Origin of the sequence: Zavarzinia marina (genome assembly GCF_021568905.1) — a bacterium.
Taxonomy (GTDB): domain Bacteria; phylum Pseudomonadota; class Alphaproteobacteria; order Zavarziniales; family Zavarziniaceae; genus Zavarzinia; species Zavarzinia marina.
This window is the reverse complement of record NZ_JAKGSB010000005.1, coordinates 59,248-78,480: the sequence shown is the minus strand read 5'-3', so window position 1 is coordinate 78,480 and position 19,233 is coordinate 59,248. Positions and strand designations below refer to the sequence as shown.

General features: G+C 69.4%; 21 protein-coding genes. 17 read left to right on the top strand and 4 right to left on the bottom strand.

Going from position 1 to position 19,233, the window contains the following annotated elements; genetic code table 11:
• Nucleotides 1-38 precede the first annotated feature (38 nt).
• The 13 genes from L2U69_RS13970 (at nt 39) to L2U69_RS13910 (ending at nt 12,275) form a co-directional block, all read left to right on the top strand.
• A complete protein-coding gene (locus tag L2U69_RS13970; protein ID WP_236107737.1) occupies nt 39-929 on the top strand; it encodes a phytanoyl-CoA dioxygenase family protein in 891 nt (296 codons plus the stop codon).
• A 19-nt stretch (nt 930-948) separates the two neighbouring features.
• Nucleotides 949-1,359: a RidA family protein gene (locus L2U69_RS13965; protein ID WP_236107736.1), complete on the top strand. Its 411-nt coding sequence runs from the start codon at nt 949-951 to the stop codon at nt 1,357-1,359.
• 20 nt (nt 1,360-1,379) lie between these two features.
• Nucleotides 1,380-2,171, top strand: a complete 792-nt coding sequence (gene fabG / locus L2U69_RS13960; protein ID WP_236107735.1) for a 3-oxoacyl-ACP reductase FabG — start codon at nt 1,380-1,382, stop codon at nt 2,169-2,171.
• Between the two features lie 219 nt (nt 2,172-2,390).
• Nucleotides 2,391-3,092 carry a helix-turn-helix transcriptional regulator gene (locus tag L2U69_RS13955; protein ID WP_236107734.1) on the top strand — a complete coding sequence of 234 codons (702 nt, stop codon included), beginning with the start codon at nt 2,391-2,393 and terminating at the stop codon, nt 3,090-3,092.
• A 179-nt stretch (nt 3,093-3,271) separates the two neighbouring features.
• Entirely contained in the window at nt 3,272-4,078 is an 807-nt protein-coding gene (locus L2U69_RS13950; protein WP_236107733.1) for an ABC transporter ATP-binding protein, read from the top strand.
• A 54-nt stretch (nt 4,079-4,132) separates the two neighbouring features.
• Nucleotides 4,133-5,311, top strand: coding sequence for an ABC transporter substrate-binding protein (locus L2U69_RS13945; RefSeq protein WP_236107732.1), 1,179 nt, complete (start codon nt 4,133-4,135; stop codon nt 5,309-5,311).
• Between the two features lie 8 nt (nt 5,312-5,319).
• Nucleotides 5,320-6,033: an ABC transporter ATP-binding protein gene (locus tag L2U69_RS13940; RefSeq protein WP_236107731.1), complete on the top strand. Its 714-nt coding sequence runs from the start codon at nt 5,320-5,322 to the stop codon at nt 6,031-6,033.
• A 16-nt stretch (nt 6,034-6,049) separates the two neighbouring features.
• Nucleotides 6,050-6,949, top strand: coding sequence for a branched-chain amino acid ABC transporter permease (locus L2U69_RS13935; RefSeq protein WP_236107730.1), 900 nt, complete (start codon nt 6,050-6,052; stop codon nt 6,947-6,949).
• Nucleotides 6,946-8,043 (top strand): branched-chain amino acid ABC transporter permease, encoded by a 1,098-nt coding sequence (locus L2U69_RS13930; RefSeq protein ID WP_236107729.1) that lies wholly within the window; start codon nt 6,946-6,948, stop codon nt 8,041-8,043. The genes L2U69_RS13935 and L2U69_RS13930 overlap by 4 nt, the downstream gene beginning before the upstream one ends.
• Nucleotides 8,044-8,048: 5 nt before the next feature.
• Nucleotides 8,049-8,828 (top strand): SDR family NAD(P)-dependent oxidoreductase, encoded by a 780-nt coding sequence (locus L2U69_RS13925; RefSeq protein ID WP_236107728.1) that lies wholly within the window; start codon nt 8,049-8,051, stop codon nt 8,826-8,828.
• 164 nt (nt 8,829-8,992) lie between these two features.
• Complete coding sequence (locus tag L2U69_RS13920) at nt 8,993-9,616, top strand: FecR family protein (RefSeq protein WP_236107727.1); 624 nt, start codon at nt 8,993-8,995, stop codon at nt 9,614-9,616.
• Nucleotides 9,617-9,670: 54 nt separating this feature from the next.
• Nucleotides 9,671-10,372, top strand: a complete 702-nt coding sequence (locus L2U69_RS13915; protein WP_236107726.1) for a Crp/Fnr family transcriptional regulator — start codon at nt 9,671-9,673, stop codon at nt 10,370-10,372.
• Nucleotides 10,365-12,275 (top strand): adenylate/guanylate cyclase domain-containing protein, encoded by a 1,911-nt coding sequence (locus L2U69_RS13910; protein ID WP_236107725.1) that lies wholly within the window; start codon nt 10,365-10,367, stop codon nt 12,273-12,275. Before L2U69_RS13915 ends, L2U69_RS13910 begins: the two co-directional genes overlap by 8 nt.
• Here the strand turns inward: L2U69_RS13910 and L2U69_RS13905 are convergent.
• The 3 genes from L2U69_RS13905 to gloB are packed head-to-tail and all read right to left on the bottom strand — an operon-like array spanning nt 12,272 to nt 14,115.
• A complete protein-coding gene (locus L2U69_RS13905) occupies nt 12,272-12,715 on the bottom strand; it encodes a cupin domain-containing protein (protein WP_236107724.1) in 444 nt (147 codons plus the stop codon). The two genes, L2U69_RS13910 and L2U69_RS13905, sit on opposite strands and share 4 nt — an antisense overlap.
• Nucleotides 12,712-13,329 (bottom strand): glutathione S-transferase N-terminal domain-containing protein, encoded by a 618-nt coding sequence (locus L2U69_RS13900; RefSeq protein ID WP_236107723.1) that lies wholly within the window; start codon nt 13,327-13,329, stop codon nt 12,712-12,714. Before L2U69_RS13900 ends, L2U69_RS13905 begins: the two co-directional genes overlap by 4 nt.
• Nucleotides 13,330-13,341: 12 nt before the next feature.
• Nucleotides 13,342-14,115 carry a hydroxyacylglutathione hydrolase gene (gene gloB, locus L2U69_RS13895; protein ID WP_236107994.1) on the bottom strand — a complete coding sequence of 258 codons (774 nt, stop codon included), beginning with the start codon at nt 14,113-14,115 and terminating at the stop codon, nt 13,342-13,344.
• 64 nt (nt 14,116-14,179) lie between these two features.
• Between gloB and L2U69_RS13890 the strand changes: the two genes are divergently transcribed.
• The 4 genes from L2U69_RS13890 (at nt 14,180) to L2U69_RS13875 (ending at nt 18,091) form a co-directional block, all read left to right on the top strand.
• Nucleotides 14,180-14,965, top strand: a complete 786-nt coding sequence (locus L2U69_RS13890; protein ID WP_236107722.1) for a class I SAM-dependent methyltransferase — start codon at nt 14,180-14,182, stop codon at nt 14,963-14,965.
• A gap of 178 nt (nt 14,966-15,143) precedes the next feature.
• Nucleotides 15,144-15,989 carry a chorismate mutase gene (pheA, locus tag L2U69_RS13885; RefSeq protein ID WP_236107721.1) on the top strand — a complete coding sequence of 282 codons (846 nt, stop codon included), beginning with the start codon at nt 15,144-15,146 and terminating at the stop codon, nt 15,987-15,989.
• A 33-nt stretch (nt 15,990-16,022) separates the two neighbouring features.
• On the top strand, nt 16,023-17,162 hold the full coding sequence (hisC, locus tag L2U69_RS13880) for a histidinol-phosphate transaminase (protein WP_236107720.1): 1,140 nt from the start codon (nt 16,023-16,025) through the stop codon (nt 17,160-17,162).
• Entirely contained in the window at nt 17,162-18,091 is a 930-nt protein-coding gene (locus tag L2U69_RS13875; RefSeq protein ID WP_236107719.1) for a prephenate/arogenate dehydrogenase family protein, read from the top strand. Before hisC ends, L2U69_RS13875 begins: the two co-directional genes overlap by 1 nt.
• A 19-nt stretch (nt 18,092-18,110) precedes the next feature.
• On the opposite strand, the gene L2U69_RS13870 is transcribed toward L2U69_RS13875, so the two are convergent.
• Nucleotides 18,111-19,199: a DUF2125 domain-containing protein gene (locus L2U69_RS13870; protein WP_236107718.1), complete on the bottom strand. Its 1,089-nt coding sequence runs from the start codon at nt 19,197-19,199 to the stop codon at nt 18,111-18,113.
• Between the last annotated feature and the right edge of the window lie 34 nt (nt 19,200-19,233).

Here is a 19,233-nt window from a genome sequence, read left to right as displayed (position 1 = left end):
GCCGGCGCCGATCGGCCGGCCTTCATGAGGAAGTGACGATGAAAGCTGTTCACCTGCCCTCGACGGCGACCCCAGAGGAAATCACCGCGGCCCTGCGCGAGCATGGCTATTGCATCGTCGACAACCTGGTGCCCGAGTCCCTGATGGACCGGATCGATGCCGAAATGGGCCCCCACGTCGATGCCTCGCTCTATGGCGACGACGGCTTCGTCGGCAAGCTGACCAAGCGCACCGGCGCCATGATCGCCCGCTCGCCGGCCGCGCGCGAGCTGATCATGAACGAGACGGCGATCGGCACCGCCGGCAAGTTCCTCGAGAAGGCGACCACCTTCCAGCTCCATCTGACCCAGATCATCAGCGTCTTCCCGGGTTCGAAGGCGCAGCCGATCCACCGCGATCAGGTGGCCTGGGACTTCTTTCCCTTCCCGAAGGACTACGAGGTCCAGTGCAACCTGCTCTGGGCCATGACCGACTATACCGAGGAGATGGGCGCCACCCGCGTCGTGCCCGGCAGCCATCTGCTGGACGACCGGGAATACACGATCGAGGAGTCGATCCCGGCCGAAATGACCCGGGGTTCCGCCCTGTTCTATACCGGCAAGGTCTATCACGGCGCCGGCGAGAACAAGTCGGACAAGCTGCGCCAGGCGATCAACATCACCTATGCCGTCGGCTGGGTGCGCCAGGAAGAGAACCAGTATCTGACCACGCCGCTGGAGATCGCCCGCACCCTGCCCGAGGACCTGCTGAAGGTCATGGGCTACCAGCTCGGTTGTTTCGCCATGGGCTATGTCGGCGATTTCGAGGATCCGATGACGGTCCTGCACCCGCCCGCCGAACGCCGGGTGCTGAACACCGACATCATCAAGAAGAAGGCGGACGAGGCCATGGACGCCCGGAAGATGTTCAACGACAGCACCGCCGCCTGAACCGGAAGGACGTGGACAGATGATCACCAGGACCAACCCGCCCGTCGACTATCTGGGCGCCGACGTCTTCGACGGCCTCGCCTTCCGCCAGTCGGTGCGGGCCGGCGACACCGTCTATTATTCGGGCGTCGCGCCCCTGAAGGGCACGCTCGCCGATCTCCAGCTGGTCGGTGCCGGCGACATGGCGGCCCAGTTCGAATATGTCCTCGGCGTCATCGACGGCTGCCTGAAGGCCGACGGCCTCGACCGGACCAAGATCGTGACCTGGACCTTCTATACGACCGACATCAAGACCTTCATCGAGGTCATGCCCGGCATTCTGGCGCCCTGGGTCGGCGAGCACCGGCCGTCCTCGACCACGGTCGAGGTCAGGGCCTTCGTCCATCCCGATCAGTTGCTGGAAGTGACGGCCATCGCGGTCGACGCCTGAGCGCGGAGAGGGGGGACGCCATGATCAAGTCGCTGGAAAGCCGCAGCGTCATCGTGACCGGCGGCAGCAAGGGGATCGGCAGGGGCATCGCGCGGGGCTTCGGCGCCGCCGCCTCCCGCGTCCTCGTCGTCTCGCGCCATCTGGACCAGGCGCGGGCGGTCGCCGACGAGATCGTCGCCGCCGGCGGTACGGCGGCGGGCTTCGCCGCCGACGTTTCGACGCCCGAGGGCAACGCGGCCATGGTCGAGCGCGCGGTCGAACTCTACGGCACGCTCGACATCCTCTGCGCCAATGCCGGCATCTATCCGGCGGCGGCGATCGAGGAGATGACGGTCGAGGATTTCGACAAGGTGATGAACACCAACCTGCGCAGCACCTTCCTTTCGACCGCCGCCGCGGTGAAGGCGATGAAGGGCAAGGGGCGCGGGCGGATCATCATCACGTCCTCCACCACCGGGCCCATCACCGGCTATCCGGGCTGGGCCCATTACGGCGCGTCCAAGGCCGGCCAGCTCGGCTTCATGCGGACGGCCGCGGTCGAACTGGCGCGCTACGGGATCACCGTGAACGCCGTCATTCCGGGCCCGATCATGACCGACGGCCTCGCCGAACTGCCGCAGGCCTTCCTCGACAAGATCGCGGCGGCGGTGCCCCTGAAACGCTTCGGCGGCGTCGACGAAGTGGCGAACGGCGTCCTCTTCCTCGCCAGCGACGAAGCGGCCTATGTCACCGGCCACGCCCTTTCGGTCGACGGCGGCATGACGCTTCCCGAATTCGAAATGGCGCTGGACGACACCGCCAGCCTGACCTGATTCCGGCTTCGGGACGGTTCCCCCACCCACCCCCGCCCCGAGGAAGCCCCGGCCCCTGGCCGGGGCTTTTTTCGTCGTGCCGCCGATCGCGCCGCCCTATCGCGTGGCATGAATATTGCTTTTTCGAACTGGTCCAATTTTCGACAACAAAGGGGAGGGACGCGGGCCTGGCCCGCGATCGTGGCATCAGTTGCTTGAGAGGTGAAAGGAGCTTGTCCCATGCAGATGGCCGATGACTACCTGTCCACCGCGATCGTCGACGAAAGCGTGCGTTTCGCCGTGTCTTCCCTCGATTGCCCGGCGTCCGTCTTCTGCTGGGTCGATCCGGATGCCCGCGTGGTCGACTACAGCACGACCGGCATCAGCACCCGTATGATGGACGAATACATGGAGGGGCTCTATGTCCACGACCCCCTGAACGTCTACGAAATCTTCGATTTCTGCGAGGACATCGCCTTCCTCGGCCACGAGCGCCGTCACCGGCCGGAGGAGAGCAACCGCCTGCACGACGCCTTCCTGCAGCGCTACGGCGTCCACGACGAGGTGAATTTCATCTTCCGCGACCACGGCAAGCCCTTCGCCCTGCTGGCGGTCCTGAACGGGCCCCGGGGCGACAGCTTCACCTCGCGCCTGATCAACTGGGGCGCGATGCGCAGCTATCTCGAATTCACCCTGCGGATGCACCCGAGGGTGCGCCAGGCCCGCCAGGACATGATGCTGACGACCCGCTTCGGTCTGACCCCGCGCGAGATTCAGGTGGTCGATCTGCTCAAGAATGGAGCATCCAATATGACCATTGCTCAGATTATGGGCATTGGCGTGGCCACCGTGAAAACCTATGTCATCAACATCCTGAACAAGCTGGGCGTGGAGAACAGGGCGGCCATCATCGCGTTCCTGGCGCGCATTCAGCTGCCCTGACCCGAGCCGTGCCGAGAACGCGGGCGTCGGCGGCTTTCCTAATGTAATCTTCATGATTACGAAATCGCGTCGCGGCGATGCCGCGTCTCCACCCTAAGGTGGATTGCGGCAGGGCCGTTCCGGGCTTCACGCTTCCTGCCACTGGGTTCACAGGAACGGGAGTCTGGCGGATGACGGCCATGGCACTGGAAGCCGATCTCGGTGTCGACGAAGGCGCGCCCAAGGGGCCGCTCCCCGCGGCGCCGGCGCGCTGCCTCGACATCGTCGATCTGTCCAAGCGCTTCGGCGGGGTCTATGCGGTCCGGGGCGTGACGCTGCGCTGCGGCGCCGGCGAGATCCTCGGCCTGATCGGGCCGAACGGGGCGGGCAAGAGCACGCTGATCAACCTGATCACCGGCACGCTCCGCCCGGACACCGGCGCCGTCACCATGGACGGCCGCTCCCTCGTCGGGCTCACGGTACCCCAATGTGCCCGCGCCGGCGTCGGCCGTACCTTCCAGAACATCCGTCTGTTCGCCCATCTGACCGTGCGCCAGAACGTCGAGGTCGCCCATACCACCGCATCGCGCCACCGGGTCGGCGGACCGGAGCTTCATTCGATCGACGATCTGCTCTCCCGCATGGGGCTCGCGGCGCTGGCCGAGCGCATGGCGACCACCCTGCCCTACGGCCTGCAGCGCCGCCTCGAGATCGCGCGGGCACTGGCGCTGGCGCCGTCCTATCTGCTGCTGGACGAACCCGCGGCCGGCATGAACGACACGGAATCCGAACAGCTCGTCGACCTCATCCAGAAGATCCGCGACGACTTCGGCTGCGGCGTCCTGGTGATCGAACACGATCTTCGCTTCATCCGCCGGGTGTGCGAGCGCGTCGCCGTGCTGCACATGGGCGAGATCCTGACCATCGGCGGCCCCGAGGACGTGCTGAACGATCCCCGGGTGATCGATGTCTATATCGGCGGCGGCGACGAGGAAGAGCCGACCTGAGCCGACGCCCTTTCGACCTTCAGGCCCTCTTTCGACCTTCAGGAGCGTATGACGATGCGTAACGACAGCAAGATTTGGCTCGGTCTCTGCCTCGGCAGCCTGTTGCCCGCCGCCTCCCTGGTGGCCGCCGGCCCCGTGCTCGCCGCCGAGACCCTGAAGATCGGCGCGCCGGAATCGATCTCCGGCGACTGGGCGCCCTATACCGCCGCCCACGGCCTGCGCTGCATGGCGGAACTGGTGAACGAGGCCGGCGAATACCAGATCGAGCTCGACGTGAAGGACAGCAAGAGCGAGCCGCAGCTCGCCATCGCGCTCGCCCAGCAGATGCTCGACGACGAGGTCGTCGCGGTCTCCGGCACGCCGGCCTCCGACAGCCTGATTCCCATCGCCCAGCTCGCGGCCGACTATGGCGTCGTCACCTTCTCGGCCATGAACACCCAGGTCGAGATGTTCGCCACCGGGCTCGACAATTTCGTGACCACGGCGGTGCCGGATCCGTTCAACGCGGCGGCCACGGCCCAGGTCGCCTATGATCAGGGGGCGCGCACCGTCGTGCTCTTCGTTTCCGACGCCGCCGGCACCTGGACCCGCGCCCTGCCCGGCTGGTTCGGCGAAGTGTTCGAGAAGCTGGGCGGCAAGGTCGTCGGCACGGTCGAATATCCGGGCTTCGGCATCTCCGACTGGTCGCCCTTCATCTCCAAGCTGAAGACCATGGATCCGGTGCCCGACGCGGTCCATATCTCGTCCATCAATCCGGACGTCGGCGTGCTCATCCGCCAGCTTCGCGCGGCGGGCATGGACACCATGGTGCTCGGCTCCGACGGTTTCGACGACGTCACCCTGGCGAGCGTCGCGGGCGGCCCGGCGAATGTCGACGGCAAGGTCTTCTTCGCCGCCCACGGCTATCCGACCCCGGGCGGCCCCCTCGCCGAATTCCAGGCCGAATGCGCCAAGCGCGGTTACGAGATCAACGGCGCCTTCTTCGGCCTCGGCGGCGATGTGGTGAAACTGCTGGTCGGCGCCGCCAAGGCCGCCGGCTCGACCGATCCGAAGGACATGCTCGAGGCGATCTACACCAAGGGCCCGTTCGAGATCATCACCGCGCCCACCATCTCCTTCGACAATCCCTGGCACTATCCGGTGAAGGAAGTGCCGGTCATGGGCTTCAAGGACGGCAAGACCATTCTCGTCTCCTCGACCGTGCCCACCGACGTCCCCCACTTCAAGGAGTGACGGGGCCGATGCTGGAGATCGAAGGCGCCTCCATCAACTACGGGCCGGTCAGCGCGGTCCGCAACGTCTCCCTGACGGTGGAGAAGGGCGAGATCGTCGCCCTTCTCGGCCCGAACGGGGCGGGCAAGACCTCGCTGCTCTCGGCCGCCATGGGGCTTCGGCCGCTGGCGGCCGGCAGCATCCGCTTCAAGGGCGAGGACCTGCGCAAGCTCGACACCGAGACGAGGGTCCGCCGGGGCCTGACCCTGACGCCCGAGGGGCGCAAGGTCTTCGCCAATCTGACCGTGCTCGAAAACCTCGAGCTCGGCGCGGCGACCCGGAAGAAGGGGGCGGAGATCCATCACGACATGGAGATGTGCTTCGAGCTCTTCCCCATCCTGGCCGAACGGCGCCACCAGACCGGCGGCAGTCTTTCGGGCGGGGAGCAGCAGATGCTGGCGATCGCGCGCTCGCTGATGAGCCGGCCGTCGCTCCTGATGCTCGACGAACCCTCGCTCGGGCTGGCGCCGCGCATCGTGCAGCAGATCTTCCGCCTGATCCGCGACCTGCGCGGCCGCGACCTGACCATCCTGCTGGTCGAGCAGAACGCCCACGAGGTGCTGCGCTTCGCCGACCGCGCCTATGTGCTTTCGACCGGCGAATGCCGCTATGCCGGGCCGGCGTCGCGCCTCCACGACAAGGATGCGCTGATGCAGGCCTATATCGGCGAACTCGTCGCCTGACGCCCGGAGGCTTCCGATGGAATATCTGATCGAACAGGCGCTGAACGGCTTCAGCATCGGCGCGCAATATTCGCTGCTGGCGCTCGGCCTCGCCATCGTGTTCTCGGTCATGGGGCTGGTGAACTTCGCGCACGGCGAATTCATCGGCGTCGCCGGCTACGCCATGTTCGCCATGGCGGCCATGGGCATGACCAATCCCTGGCTGCTCGTGCTCTTCGCCGTCGTGACCGTGGTGCTGGCGGCCCTGGTGATCGAGCGGATCGCCTTTCGCTCGGTCCGCGACGCCCCGCCGACCACGGGGCTGCTCACCGCCTTCGGCGTCGGCATCGTGCTGCAGAACCTCTTCCTCCTTCTGGTCTCGCCCCGGCCGAAGGCGGTGCCCGCGCTCTCGGCGCTCAATCAGACCGTGGACGTCTGGGGTCACAATTTCACCATCCTGCAGTTCCTCGAGGTGGGCGTGACCGCCGTCGCCATCGGCGCCCTGGTCTGGTTCCTTCGGGGCACGCGCATCGGCCTCGCCATGCGGGCCGCCGCCCTCGACTTCACCACCGTCCGCCTGATGGGCATGCGGGCCAACCGCGTCATCGCCTTCGCCTTCGCCATATCCGGGCTTCTCGCCTCGATCGCGGCGATCTTCTTCATCGCGCGGCGCGGCGCGATCGATCCCTTCATGGGCCTGCTGCCGGTGCTCAAGGCCTTCGTCGCCTGCGTTCTCGGCGGTTTCGGCAGTCTGCCCGGCGCGGTCATCGGCGGCCTTCTCCTCGGCTTCATCGAGGTGATGCTGATCGTCCTGCTGCCCGACAAGCTGGCGGGGCTGCGCGATGCCTCCGTGTTCCTCATCGTCGGCGCCATCCTCGTGTTCCGCCCGCAGGGCATCCTCGGCAAGCGCGTCGAACTGGGAGACAAGACCGCATGAATACGATCTCCGTCGCCGAAGGCCGGCGTAGCCCCGGCCTCGTCCTCGATGCGCGGCTCGCCGGCAATGCCAGGGGCGCCCTCTATCTGGCGGTGATCGCCGCCGCCGTCGGCCTGCTGATCATGGCGTTCGGCAGCCCCTTCATCGTCCGCCTGATGGCGACCGCCTATATCAACCTGATCGTCGTCGTCGGCCTGCAGATCTTCATGGGCAACGCCAATGTCGTGAACATCGGCCATGCCGGCTTCATGGCGCTGGGCGCCTATTTCGTCGCGATCTTCGCCACGCCGGTCATGATGAAGGCGGTGGTCATTCCGAACGCGCCCTTCGGCATGTCCGGGGTCGAGGTCGGCGCGCTCTGGGCCTTCCTCATCTCGGTCGCCATGACCACCCTGATCGGGCTGATCTCCGGCCTCGTCCTGGTCCGTCTGGCGGGGATCGCGGCGACCATTCTGACCATCTCGATCCTGGTCATCGTCCAGGGCGTGCTGGTCACCTGGACCGACCTGTTCCGGGGCGCCCAGGCCTTCTTCGGCATTCCGAAGGCGGTCGGGCCGGGCCTGATCATCCTGGCGACGGTGGCCGCCCTGGTGATCGCGCGCATGTTCAAGGGCTCACGCGCGGGGGTTCAACTCCGGGCCAGCGCCACCGACCCCCTGGCGGCCGAGGCGATGGGCGTCGACGTGAAGCGGCTCCGCCTCGTCGCCTGGGTGCTGGGCTCGGCCGTGGTCGGCTGCGCCGGCGCGCTCTACGCGCTCTATGCCGGCACGATCAATGCCAGGGCCTTCTATTTCCACACGGCCTTCCTGACGCTCGCCATGTCCATCGTCGGCGGCATGCGCTCGGTCACCGGCGCCATGGTCGGGGTCGCGCTCCTCACCGTGCTGCTCGAACTGATCCGCATCGTCGAGGGCGGGATCACCGTCTTCGGCATCGAATTCCCCGACATGCTCGGTCTCTCAGGCCTCATGCTCGGCGTGATCATCGTCACCGTCATGTGCTTCAGGCCCGACGGCTTCATGGGCGGCCACGAGATCGAGGAAGCGATCGCGGCGCTCCGCAAGCGCTTCGGCCGGGGCAAGGACGAGAGCTGATCGATATGCTGAAGGACAAGGTCGCCCTGGTCACCGGGGCGGGGCGGGGCATCGGCCGTGGCATTGCCAGCCATCTCGCCGGCCTCGGCGCGAAGCTGGTGCTGGTCAGCCGCAGCGCGGCGGAACTCGACACGCTCGCCGCCGAGATCACGGCGGCGGGCGGCACCGCCTTCCGCATCCCGGGCAGTGTCGCCGATCCCGAGGCGGTGGAGGCCGTGATCGCCGCCGCCTATGGCGAATTCGGCCGTCTGGACATCCTGGTCAACAATGCCGGTATCGTCGAGGACGCCGAATTCCTGGACATATCGGTGGAGAGCTGGCAGCGCGTGATCGGCACCAATCTGACCGGCACCTTCCTGATGACCCAGCGCGCCGCGAGGCGCATGAAGGATCATGGCGGCGGTTCGATCGTCAACATCGCCTCGATCGACGCGAACGGCTACGACGGGCCCCAGGCGTCCTATGTCGCCTCCAAGGCCGGCATCGTCGGCCTGACCAAGGATGCGGCGAAATCGCTCGCTCCCTTCGGCATCCGCGTGAACACCGTCAGCCCCGGCTGGGTGCGCACCCCGATGGTCGAGAATTTCCTCCGCCCGGATCAGCTCGACTACATGCTGCACCGTTTCGAGCGCGTGCCCATGCGCCGCCTGATCGAAGTGCCGGAAGTGGCGGCGGCGGTCGCCTTCCTCGCCTCCGACGCCGCTTCGGGTGTCACGGGCATCGACATTCCGGTCGACGGCGGGACGCTGGCCACCCTCGGCGTCTACGAATCCCTGCCGGCCTGACGGGCCTGTTCCCGTCGTGACAGCGCCCGGCCGCCACCGGGCGCAGGATCTCCCCATTCCCGATGCCGCGACGGCCATCAGCGCTTGCGTTTGGCCGTCCGGCGGCAATCGGACTATGATCGCGCCGCGCGGACGACAGGCGTGGCGCGGAAGGGGAACCTTCGATGACGAGATTTCTGTTCCCGGTGGCGGGCGTGGCCGCGGCCCTGATCGTCGCCTTCTGGACCCTGACCGGCGAGGCCGGCCCCGTGCCCGCACCGCCGACACCGGCGGGCGAGGTGCTGGACCTGCGGGGCAGCGCCGAGGCACTGCGCGACGAAAGCCCGCGCGACCTGGCGCCCGAGGACGCGGTCTTCGTCGGCGACCTGGTGGCGACGGCGGCGAAATCCATGATCGAAATGCGTCTCGGCGCCGATTCGACACTCCGCCTCGGCGAAAGCACGCGGCTCCGGATCGAGGCTTTCATGATCGAGGAGGGCGGCGAGATCTTCCTCGATTCCGGCGCCCTCTTCGTCGACAAGGATCCCGACAGCAAGGACCGCCCGATCGCGGTGCAGAGTGCCTTCGGCCAGATCGCCGTGCGCGGCACGCGCTTCTTCGTCGGGCCGACCAACGGCGTCTTCAGCGTCTTCCTCGAAAGGGGCGCCCTCGACGTCACCGCCGCCGGGGTCACCGTTTCGCTGAAGGCGGGCGAAGGCACCGAGATCGCGGCCCCGGGCAGCCCGCCCGCCCCGGCCACGCCCTGGGGCGCCGCACGCATCGCCGCCGCCATGGCCCTGGTCGAATAGGCCGGTTAGGATAGGCGCCGAAGCGGGAGCGCGGCGAAGGGATCGGGGCACGCCATGGGGGAAGCCGAGCAGGTCGAGATACTGCTCCGCGCATCGGAAATCTTCGGCGGGTTGGACCCCGAAGACCGTGCCGACTGTGCCCGCGCCTTCCGCGAGATCCGGATCGAGAGCGGCCGGGTCATCTTCTCGCACGGCGATCCGGGCGACCGCGCCTATCTGGTTGGCGAAGGCCTGATCCGCCTCGCCATCAACACCGCCGCCGGGCGCGAACTTTCCGTGCGCATCGCCAAGGCGGGCGATCTGATCGGCGAGATCGGCGCCCTCGACGGCGGCCCCCGCACGGCCGAGGCGACGGCGATTTCGCCCGTCGTCGCCTATGCCGTCACCGCCGCCGAGCTCGACCGCCTGATCACCGAAAAGCCGGCGCTGGCGCGCGCCGCCGTGCATTTCCTGTGCCGGCGCCTGCGCTCGACCACCGACCAGCTCGAAGGCATCGCCCTGCACCGGATCGAGGTCCGGGTCGCGCGTTTCCTTCTCGACCTTCTCGGCGACCGCGAGCCGGAGCCGGGCCGCCGCCTCTCCCTCGAACTCGGCTATTCCCAGGGTGAATTGGCGCGCCTCGTCGGCAGCAGCCGGCCGAAGCTGAACCTCGCGCTCGGCGTTCTCGAACAGGCGGGCGCGATCAAGCGCACCAGCGACCGCCTGTTCTGCGACCCCGCCCTCCTCGCCCGGATCGTCGAAGCGGAAGATGGCTAGGCATCTCCGTCTGCGTCCGGCGCCCGCGATCGCCGGGCTGCTCGCCTCGGCCCTGCTGCTGCTCGCCTTTCCGCTGTTCCGCCCGGCGCTGGAGGAACGGGTGGCCGACCTCATGCTGGGCCTCGCGGCGCCCGACATCGGCGCCCCCGTCGCCGTCGTCGACATCGACGCGGCCAGCATCGAGCGCATCGGTCCCTGGCCCTGGCGGCGCAGCCTGATCGGCGATCTGGTCGCCCGCGCGGCGAATGCCGGCGCCGCCGCCGTCGGCGTCGACATCCTCTTCGCCGAGGCGGATACGCGCTCGCCGGCCGCCCTGGCGCGGCGCCTCGGCGATCTGGTGCAGAATTCGGACCTCGCGGCGCTGGCCGACCACCTGCCGGACGACGACCGCCATCTGGCCGGCGCCATCGCCGGCCGTCCCGTCGCGCTCGGTTTCGTGCTCGGCCCGGCCACGACCGCGCCGCCGGCCGGCGCCTCCATCCTGCGGCGCGGGCGCGCCGGCCTGGGGGGCCTCTGGCGCGCACCGGGGGCCGAGGGGCCGGCGCCGGATCTCGCGGCGGCGGCGGTCGGGATCGGCACCCTCGCCCTGCCGGGCGATGCCGACGGCATCACCCGCCGCGTTCCTCTCTTCGTCGCCGTCGGCGGGGAGATACGGCCCGGCCTCGCGCTCGAAACCCTTCGCCTTGCGCAGAAGGCATCGATCTTCCGTGTCGATACGGTGGCCGGGCGTTTCGCCGTGGGCGAGGCCGGCGGGAACCTGCCGCCGGACGCCATGTTGCGCCTCGTGCCGCTGCCCGATCCCCCGCCGTTCCGGACCCTGTCCGCCGCCGACCTGCTGGACCCGGCGGCCGAGGTGCCCGATCTCGCCGGCAGCATCGTCTTCGTCGGCGGTTCCGCGCCCGAGATGGGCGGCCTTCGGGCGACGGCCGGGTCGGCCCTGATGTCGTCGGTCGCGATCCAGGCCGCCGCCGCCGCCCAGATCCTGGGCGGCTTCACGCCCCACCGTCCGGCCCTCGTCGACGACAATCCCCTGCTCCTGCCCGTGCTCGGCGCCGTGGCCGGCATCGCCGTCGCCCTGCTGCTCCCGCCGCTGGCCGGGGCCGGGGCCATCGTCCTGCTGCTGGCGGGTTTCGCGGGCTTTTCGCTGCGGGCGGCGGGCGGCGGCCTGCTGCTCGATCCGGCCGGCGTCCTCCTTGTCGGGGCGAGCGCCTATGTCGCGACCGCGATCCTCGCCTTCGCCGGCCAGCACCGTCGCGAACGGCGCATCCGCCAGCGTTTCGAGCAGCATCTGGCGCCCCAGGTGGTGGAAATGATCGCGCGCGATCCCGGCATGCTGAAGCTGACCGGACAGCGCCGCGAGGTGACGGCCCTGTTCACCGACGTCGCCGGCTTCACCGCCCTGACCCATGGCGCCGCGCCGGAGGATCTGGTGGCCGCGCTCGACGCCTATTTCGAGGGCATGTCGGCGATCGTCATCGACCACGGCGGCATGATCGACAAATTCGTCGGCGACGCGATCCACGCCTTCTTCAACGCTCCCCTCGACCAGCCCGGGCACCCGGAGGCGGCGGTGCGCTGCGCCGTGGCGCTTTCGGCCTGGAGCGAGCAATTCTGCCGCCGCGACCTGCCCCTCTCGCTCGGCTTCGGCCCGACCCGGATCGGCATCGAGACGGGGGAGGTGATCGTCGGCGACATCGGCGTCCGCGCCAAGCTGGACTACACCGCCCATGGCGACGCCGTGAACACGGCGGCCCGGCTGGAGGCGGCGAACAAGGATCTCGGCACGCGCATCTGTGTCGGCCCCGGCACCGCCGCGCGCTGCCCGCCCGGCCTGCTGCGGCCCAGCGGCACCATCGTGCCCAGGGGGCTGGAGACGCCGATCGAGACCTTCGAGCCGGTTTAACCCCGGGGTTTCGGCCGCCAGTCCGGCGGTGCCAGCTCGAAGCCCGAAAATTCGAAGCCCGGTGCCACGGTGCAGCCGACCAGGGTCCAGGCCCCCAGGCTGACCGCCGCCTGCCAGGCACCGGCCGGCACCACCGCCTGAGGCCGCTGGCCCAGATGGATTTCGGGGCCGAGATGGGTTGCCGCGATGTCGTGGCCGTTGGGCGAGACCGAGAGCGCGAGGGCGGCGCCGGCATACCAGTGCCAGACCTCCACCGCGTCGACCCGGTGCCAATGGGAGTGCTCGTCCGCCTGCAGCAGATAATAGATGGCGGTCGATGCCGCCCGCCCCGCGCCCGCGTCGCGGAAGGTCTCGCGGAAATGCCCGCCCTCGGGATGGGGCTGGAGGCCCAGTTCGCGGATCACTTCCGCCGCCGTCGGCATGCGGAAGGTGCCGTTCATGCGGGATCCTTGGGGATGGTGGCGACGAAGGCGGGGCGTTTCGCCGCTTCCTCGAACCAGGCGGCGAGCGCCGGCCGGGGCGCGCGCCACGGCTCGGCCGCGAAACGGAAATCGAGATAGCCGAGCAGGGCGAGGACGGCGATCTGGCCGACGTCGAGCCCGTCCGAAAAGGCGAAGACCATGTCTTCCAGCGCGTCCAGCCCGCGTTCGAGCGTGCGTTTCTGCCGTTCGTCCCAGGCGGCGGAACGTTCCCCCGCCGGGCGCCGGCCTTCCAGGAGGCGCAGCACGGCGGCGTCGAGGAGGCCGTCGGCGAGCGCCTGAAGGGTCAGCACCCGGGTCCGCTCCGGCCCCGGCGGCGGGATCAGGGGAGTGCCGCCGTGCATGCCGTCGAGAATTTCAAGGATGACCGGGCTGTCGAACACGACCGTGCCGCCGGCGAGGATCAGCGCCGGTACCTTGCCGAGGGGATTGGTCTCGCCGATGTCGGTGTCGGCGGCCCAGACGTTCTTGGGCAACAGCTCGATATCGTCGGCCAGCCCCGTTTCGAGGGCCATGATCATGACCTTCCGCACATAGGGCGAGGTCGGCGACCAGCACAGGCGCATCCCACTCATGAGAACCGTCCTTTATCGGAATTCGTCCTTGGCCTTCCGCGTGGCGGCGAAGATCGCCACCGGATCCTCGCCGCCCATGTGCATGGCGCGGGCGAATTCCGGATTGTCGGCGCGCAGGAAGGGATTGGTCGCCAGTTCGACGGCGATGGTGGTCGGCACCGTCGGCTCGCCCCGGCGGCGCGCCGCCCGCACGCTGGCGTCGCGGACGCGCAGCGCCGCATTCTCGGCGTCGACCGACAGCGCGAAGCGCATATTCGATTCGGTGTATTCGTGGGCGCAATAGACCTGGGTGTTGCCCGGCAGGTCGGCCAGCTTGTTCAGGGAATGCCACATCTGTTCGGGCGTGCCCTCGAACAGGCGGCCGCAGCCGGCGGCGAACAGCGTATCGCCGACGAAGACCACTTCCGCGTCCTCGAACCAATAGGCGACATGGCCGGCGGTATGGCCCGGCACGTCGAAGACGGTGCCCGTCTGGCTGCCGATCGCGACCTCGTCGCCCTCGCCCACGGCGCGGTCGATGCCGGGAATGGTCCGGGCCTCGCCGCGCGGCCCGGTGATGGTCAGGCCGTAGCGGTCCTTCAGGGCGAGATTGCCGCCCACATGGTCCGGGTGGTGATGGGTGTTCAGGATCATCGACGGGCGCCAGCCCAGCGCATCGAGCGCCTCGGCGACGGCACCGGCATCCGCCGGATCGACGATGGCGACGGTCCCCGTGGCCGTGTCGCGGACCAGGGGGACGTAATTGTCCGTGAAGCACGGGACGAGGTGTATGTCGAAGGCGGTCATGGCTAGAGTATAGGCATGAGCAGCGCGATGGGCCACGATCAGCCGGCATCCCGGACGGAAAAACATGCGGCTGGACGTCACTGAATTCCGACACTTCTACGACAGTCCCCTGGGCGCGGTATCCCGCCGCCTGCTGCGCCGCCGCCTGCGCGAGATGTGGCCGGATCTCCATGGCCTGACCGTGCTCGGCCTCGGCTATGCCACGCCCTATCTGCGGCCGTTCCGCGATCCCGGCACGCGGGTGATCGCGCTGATGTCGGCGTCCCAGGGCGTCACCCGCTGGCCGCGCCGGGGGCCCGCCGCCGTCGCCCTGTCGGAGGAAGCCCTGCTGCCCCTGGCGGACGGTTCGATCGACCGCGTGCTGCTGGTCCACGAACTGGAACTGGCGGCGGACCTGGGGCCCCTGCTGCGCGAGATCTGGCGCGTGCTGGCGCCCGAGGGCCGGCTGCTCGCGGTGGTGCCCAATCGGCGGGGCATCTGGGCCCGGACCGACGCCACGCCCTTCGGCGCCGGGCGCCCTTTCTCGCTCCGCCAGATCGAGCACACCCTGAGCGGCGCCCTGTTCGAGCCCCTGCGCAGCGTGCCCGCGCTCTATCTGCCGCCCACCAAGCGCCGCTTCCTCATCCGGACGGCACCCTTCTGGGAGAACATGGGCGCGCGCTGGGGCACGGCGTTCGCCGGGCTCTGGATCGTCGAGGCGTCGAAGAGCCTCTACGCCCTGACCCCGCCGGGCGAGAAGGTCGCGGCGAAGGTCAAGGCGAAGGTCGCCGTGCCGGCGGTCAGCCGCGCCGCGCGCGTGCCGGCGGCCCCGGTTTCGGGCGCCCGGCGGGACGGCGCGGAACCCGCCTGACGGGCGCCGGAAGCGGCCAATGTTTTCTTTGCGTTCCCGTCTTCATCCGTCTACAACCATCGGGCCCGCGGGCGGCCCGGCCGGCCCCGGCACCCTTCGACATCGGTTCTCGGCGTGCCCGTCTTCGGGCGGTCCGGGGTCTCGACATTTCCGTGAGTCCGGCAGGTAGTTGACCCGCATGAGCGAGAACACCATCGACCTCGACGACCTGCGGCGTGAAATCGATTCGATCGACGACCGGTTGCACGATCTCCTGATGCAGCGCGCAGACCTCGTGCACCGCCTGTCGTCGGCCAAGCGCGGCGGCCCCGCCATGCGCCCCGAGCGCGAGGCGGCGATCCTGCGCCGGCTGACCGGGCGCCATCGCGGTCCCCTGCCCGCAGCCGTGGTCGGCCGGGTCTGGCGCGAGATCATCTCGGCCCTGACGCGCCAGCAGGCGCCCATGGCGATCGCCCTCTATGCGCCCTATGGCCCGGTGGAACATTTCGACCTCGCCCGCGCCCATTTCGGCGCCACCCGCATCGACGTCCATGATTCGCCGGTCCAGGCGCTGCGCGCCGTGGCCGAGAACGGCGGCGGCGTGATCGGCGTGCTGCCGGTCCCGGTGGCGGACGAGAATGCCTGGTGGCCCCTCCTCGCCTCGACCGACGCCGGGCGGCCGCGCATCGTCGCCCGCCTGCCCTTCCTCCGCGACGGCCAGAGCCCCTTCGAGGCGGTGACGGTCGCGCCCTTCGATCCGGGCGCCAGCGGCGACGACGCGACCTATCTCATCGTCGTCACCATGCACGGCAAGGAGATCAGCCGCGGCCGCCTGAACGACCGCCTGACCGCCGCCGGCATCCACGGCCACTGCATCGACAGCCGCCAGCGCGGCGGCGACACGCTCCATCTGTTCGAGGTCGACGGCGTCCTGGACGACCGCGACCCGCGTCTCCATGCCCTGATCGCGGCCCATGGCGACGAGATCGCCCAGGCCATCCCCGTCGGCGGCTATGCCCGCCCGGTGGACGTCTCCGGGCGCTGACCGAAACTCATCCGTAGCGCGAGGAGAGGCGTCATGCCCCCCGTTTCAACGCCCCCCGTTTCGTCGCCGCCCGGTGGCGCCCGACCCGTACCCCGCCCCGGCATCCTGGCGATCGCCCCCTATGTCGGCGGCCGCTCCACGGCCGAACCGGGCCAGCGCGTGATCAAGCTCTCCTCCAACGAATCCGGCATCGGCCCCAGCCCGCGGGCGATCGAGGCCTATCGCGCCGCCGCCGAGGCCATGCACCGCTATCCGGACGGCGGCGCCGCGGAACTGCGGGCCGCGATCGCGGAATCCTTCGACATCCCGGCCGACCGCATCGTCTGCGGCGCCGGTTCCGACGAACTCATCCACCTGCTGACCACCGCCTATGCCGCGCCGGGGGACGAGGTGCTCTATTCCGAACACGGCTTCCTGGTCTATCCGATCTCGGCCCATGCCGCCGGCGCGACGCCGGTGAAGGCGCCGGAAAAGGATCTGCGCGCCGACGTCGACGCGCTTCTGGCGGCGGTGACGCCGGCGACCAAGCTCGTCTATCTGGCCAATCCCAACAATCCGACCGGCACCTATCTGCCGCCTGCGGAAGTGGCGCGCCTGCATGCCGGCCTGCCCGGCCATGTGCTTCTGGTGCTCGACGCCGCCTATGCCGAATTCGTCGACGTCGCCGACTACGAGGCCGGCCTCGCCCTGGTCGAGGGGGCGGAGAACGTCGTCATGCTGCGCACCTTCTCGAAGCTCTACGGCCTCGCGGCGCTCCGCCTCGGCTGGGCCTATTGTCCGGAAGCGGTCGCCGACGTGCTGAACCGGGTAAGGGGGCCCTTCAACACCTCGATCGCGGCGCAGGCGGCGGGCGTCGCCTCCCTGCGCGATACGGCGTTCCTGGAACACGCGCGCAGTCACAATGCCGAATGGCGCGCCTGGCTGACCGCGCGCCTGACCCAGATGGGGCTGGAGGTCACGCCCTCGGTGACCAATTTCCTCCTCGTCCGCTTTCCCGACGAGGCGGGCAGGACGGCGGCGGACGCCGATGCCTGGCTGACCGCGCGGGGCATATTGCTGCGCCGGGTGACGGCCTACGGCCTGCCGGCGCATCTCCGCATCTCGATCGGCACGGCCGAGGAATGCGAGATCGCCGCCGCCGCCATCGCCGACTTCCTGCGGGGGGAGGCGTGATGACCGAACCCCTGTTCCGCCGTGTCGCCCTGATCGGCATCGGCCTGATCGGCTCTTCCATGGCGCTCGCCATGCGCCGCCACGGCCTCGCCGGCGAGATCGTCTGCGCCACCCGCTCGGAGAAGAGCCGGGCGGCCGCGCTCCGCCTCGGCCTCGTCGATGCCGTCCATGAAGACGCGGCGAGCGCGGCGCGCGGCGCCGATCTCGTGGTGCTGGCGACGCCGATCGGCGCCTTCGCCCGGATCGCGGCCGAGATCGGGCCGGTGGTCGCCGCCGGCACCATCGTCACCGACGTCGGCTCGGTGAAGGGCATGGTGCTGCGCGACGTCGGCCCGCATCTGCCCCTCAACGTCCATCTGGTGCCGGGCCATCCGGTCGCCGGCACCGAACATTCGGGCCCCGAATCGGGTTTCGCCGAATTGTTCGAGAACCGCTGGTGCATCCTGACCCCGCCCGACGACGCCGATGCCGCCGCCGTCGACAAGGTCGAGGCGCTCTGGGCCGCCATGGGCGCCAAGGTCGACCGCATGAGCGCCCAGCATCACGATCTGGTGCTGGCCATCACCTCTCACGTGCCGCATCTGATCGCCTACAACATCGTCGGCACGGCCTCCGACCTCGAAGCGGTGACCCAGTCGGAAGTGATCAAGTATTCGGCCGGCGGCTTTCGCGACTTCACCCGCATCGCGGCCAGCGATCCGACCATGTGGCGCGACATCTTCCTGAACAACAGGGAAGCCGTGCTCGAGATGCTGGGCCGTTTCGTCGAGGACCTGACGGCGCTCCAGCGCGCCATCCGCTGGGGCGAGGGCGATGCCCTGTTCGACCTCTTCACCAAGACCCGCGCCATCCGCCGCTCGATCGTCGACGCCGGCCAGGAAACCCCTGCCGCCGACTTCGGCCGCCGCGTGCCGGGCGGCGGCGAATAGCACTCTCGGTCGGCCGACGTCAGAACAGCGGCTTCACCTCGCCGACCGGGACGGGACCGACCGAGACGCGGCCGTCCTGCACGGTGACGGAGACCGGCACCCGGCCTTCCTTGTCCTTGGCGATGAAGCCGAGCGCGTTCAGGGCCTGCTTGATGCCGCGCGCCTGGTTCTCGCGCAGGCGGCCTTCGGCGACGGCGCCGTCGATCAGGGGTTCCAGCCCGCCGATCCGGCCGGAGATGGCGCCGATTGGGCGGTTCAGGGCATCGATCGAGAAACTGCCGGTCAGGGTGAGGTTCAGGGGGCCCCAGCGTGTCTCCGCCCGGGACAGTTCGATGGTGCCGCCGTCGCGCGCCCATTCGGCCGCCATGTCCTCGATGCGCCGGCCGGGGCCGGGTGCCGGGATGCGGCCGGTTGGAATATGACCGGTCAGGCCGACGGTATAGCCGATCTTCTCGACCAGGGGGCCGAGCGGGCTTCGCACATTGGCGGGCAGATGCACGTCGGTGCCGTCCACCGCCACCTCGCCCAGCAGGGGGGCGGTCGGCGCGGTATCGCCGGCGGCCCCCTCGCCTTCCGGCGTGGCGCCGCCGGCGAGGCGCCGGGCGTGAACCTCGAACACCTTGGCCGAAAGCGGGCCCTGCAGGGTGGTGGCGGTCACGATCGGGGCATCGCCCGAAAGCGCGAAGCGCGCCGCCTGCCCGTCCTCGAAGGCGATGGAGAAGCCGGTCGAGGTCGCGGCATAGGTGCCGCTCTGGGCCGCCCCCCTCTCGTCCGTCCAGCGAAAGCGCGTCTCGCCCGCCAGGCTGCCGACGATCAGGCGGGGATTCCACGGCAGGCTCAGCACCGTCACCTCGGGCACGGTGAAGGCGCCGCCCCGGGGCAGGCCCTCGGCCGCAAGATCGGCGATCGTGACCTCGATCCGATAGGGATAGCCGTTCACCTGCATGTCGCCATAGGTGACCTCGACGCCCTGCGCCGCCTGTTCGGCGATCCAGGCGTCGGTACGGGTGCGCACCTCGCCCGCGATGCGGAACCAGAAGAAGGTCCAGGCGGCGACGGCCAGGATCACGAACAGAGTCAGGTAGAGATAGCGTCGCGAAATGCGCAAGATGGACCTCCTCGCCCCGGCCGGCTTCCTTAAT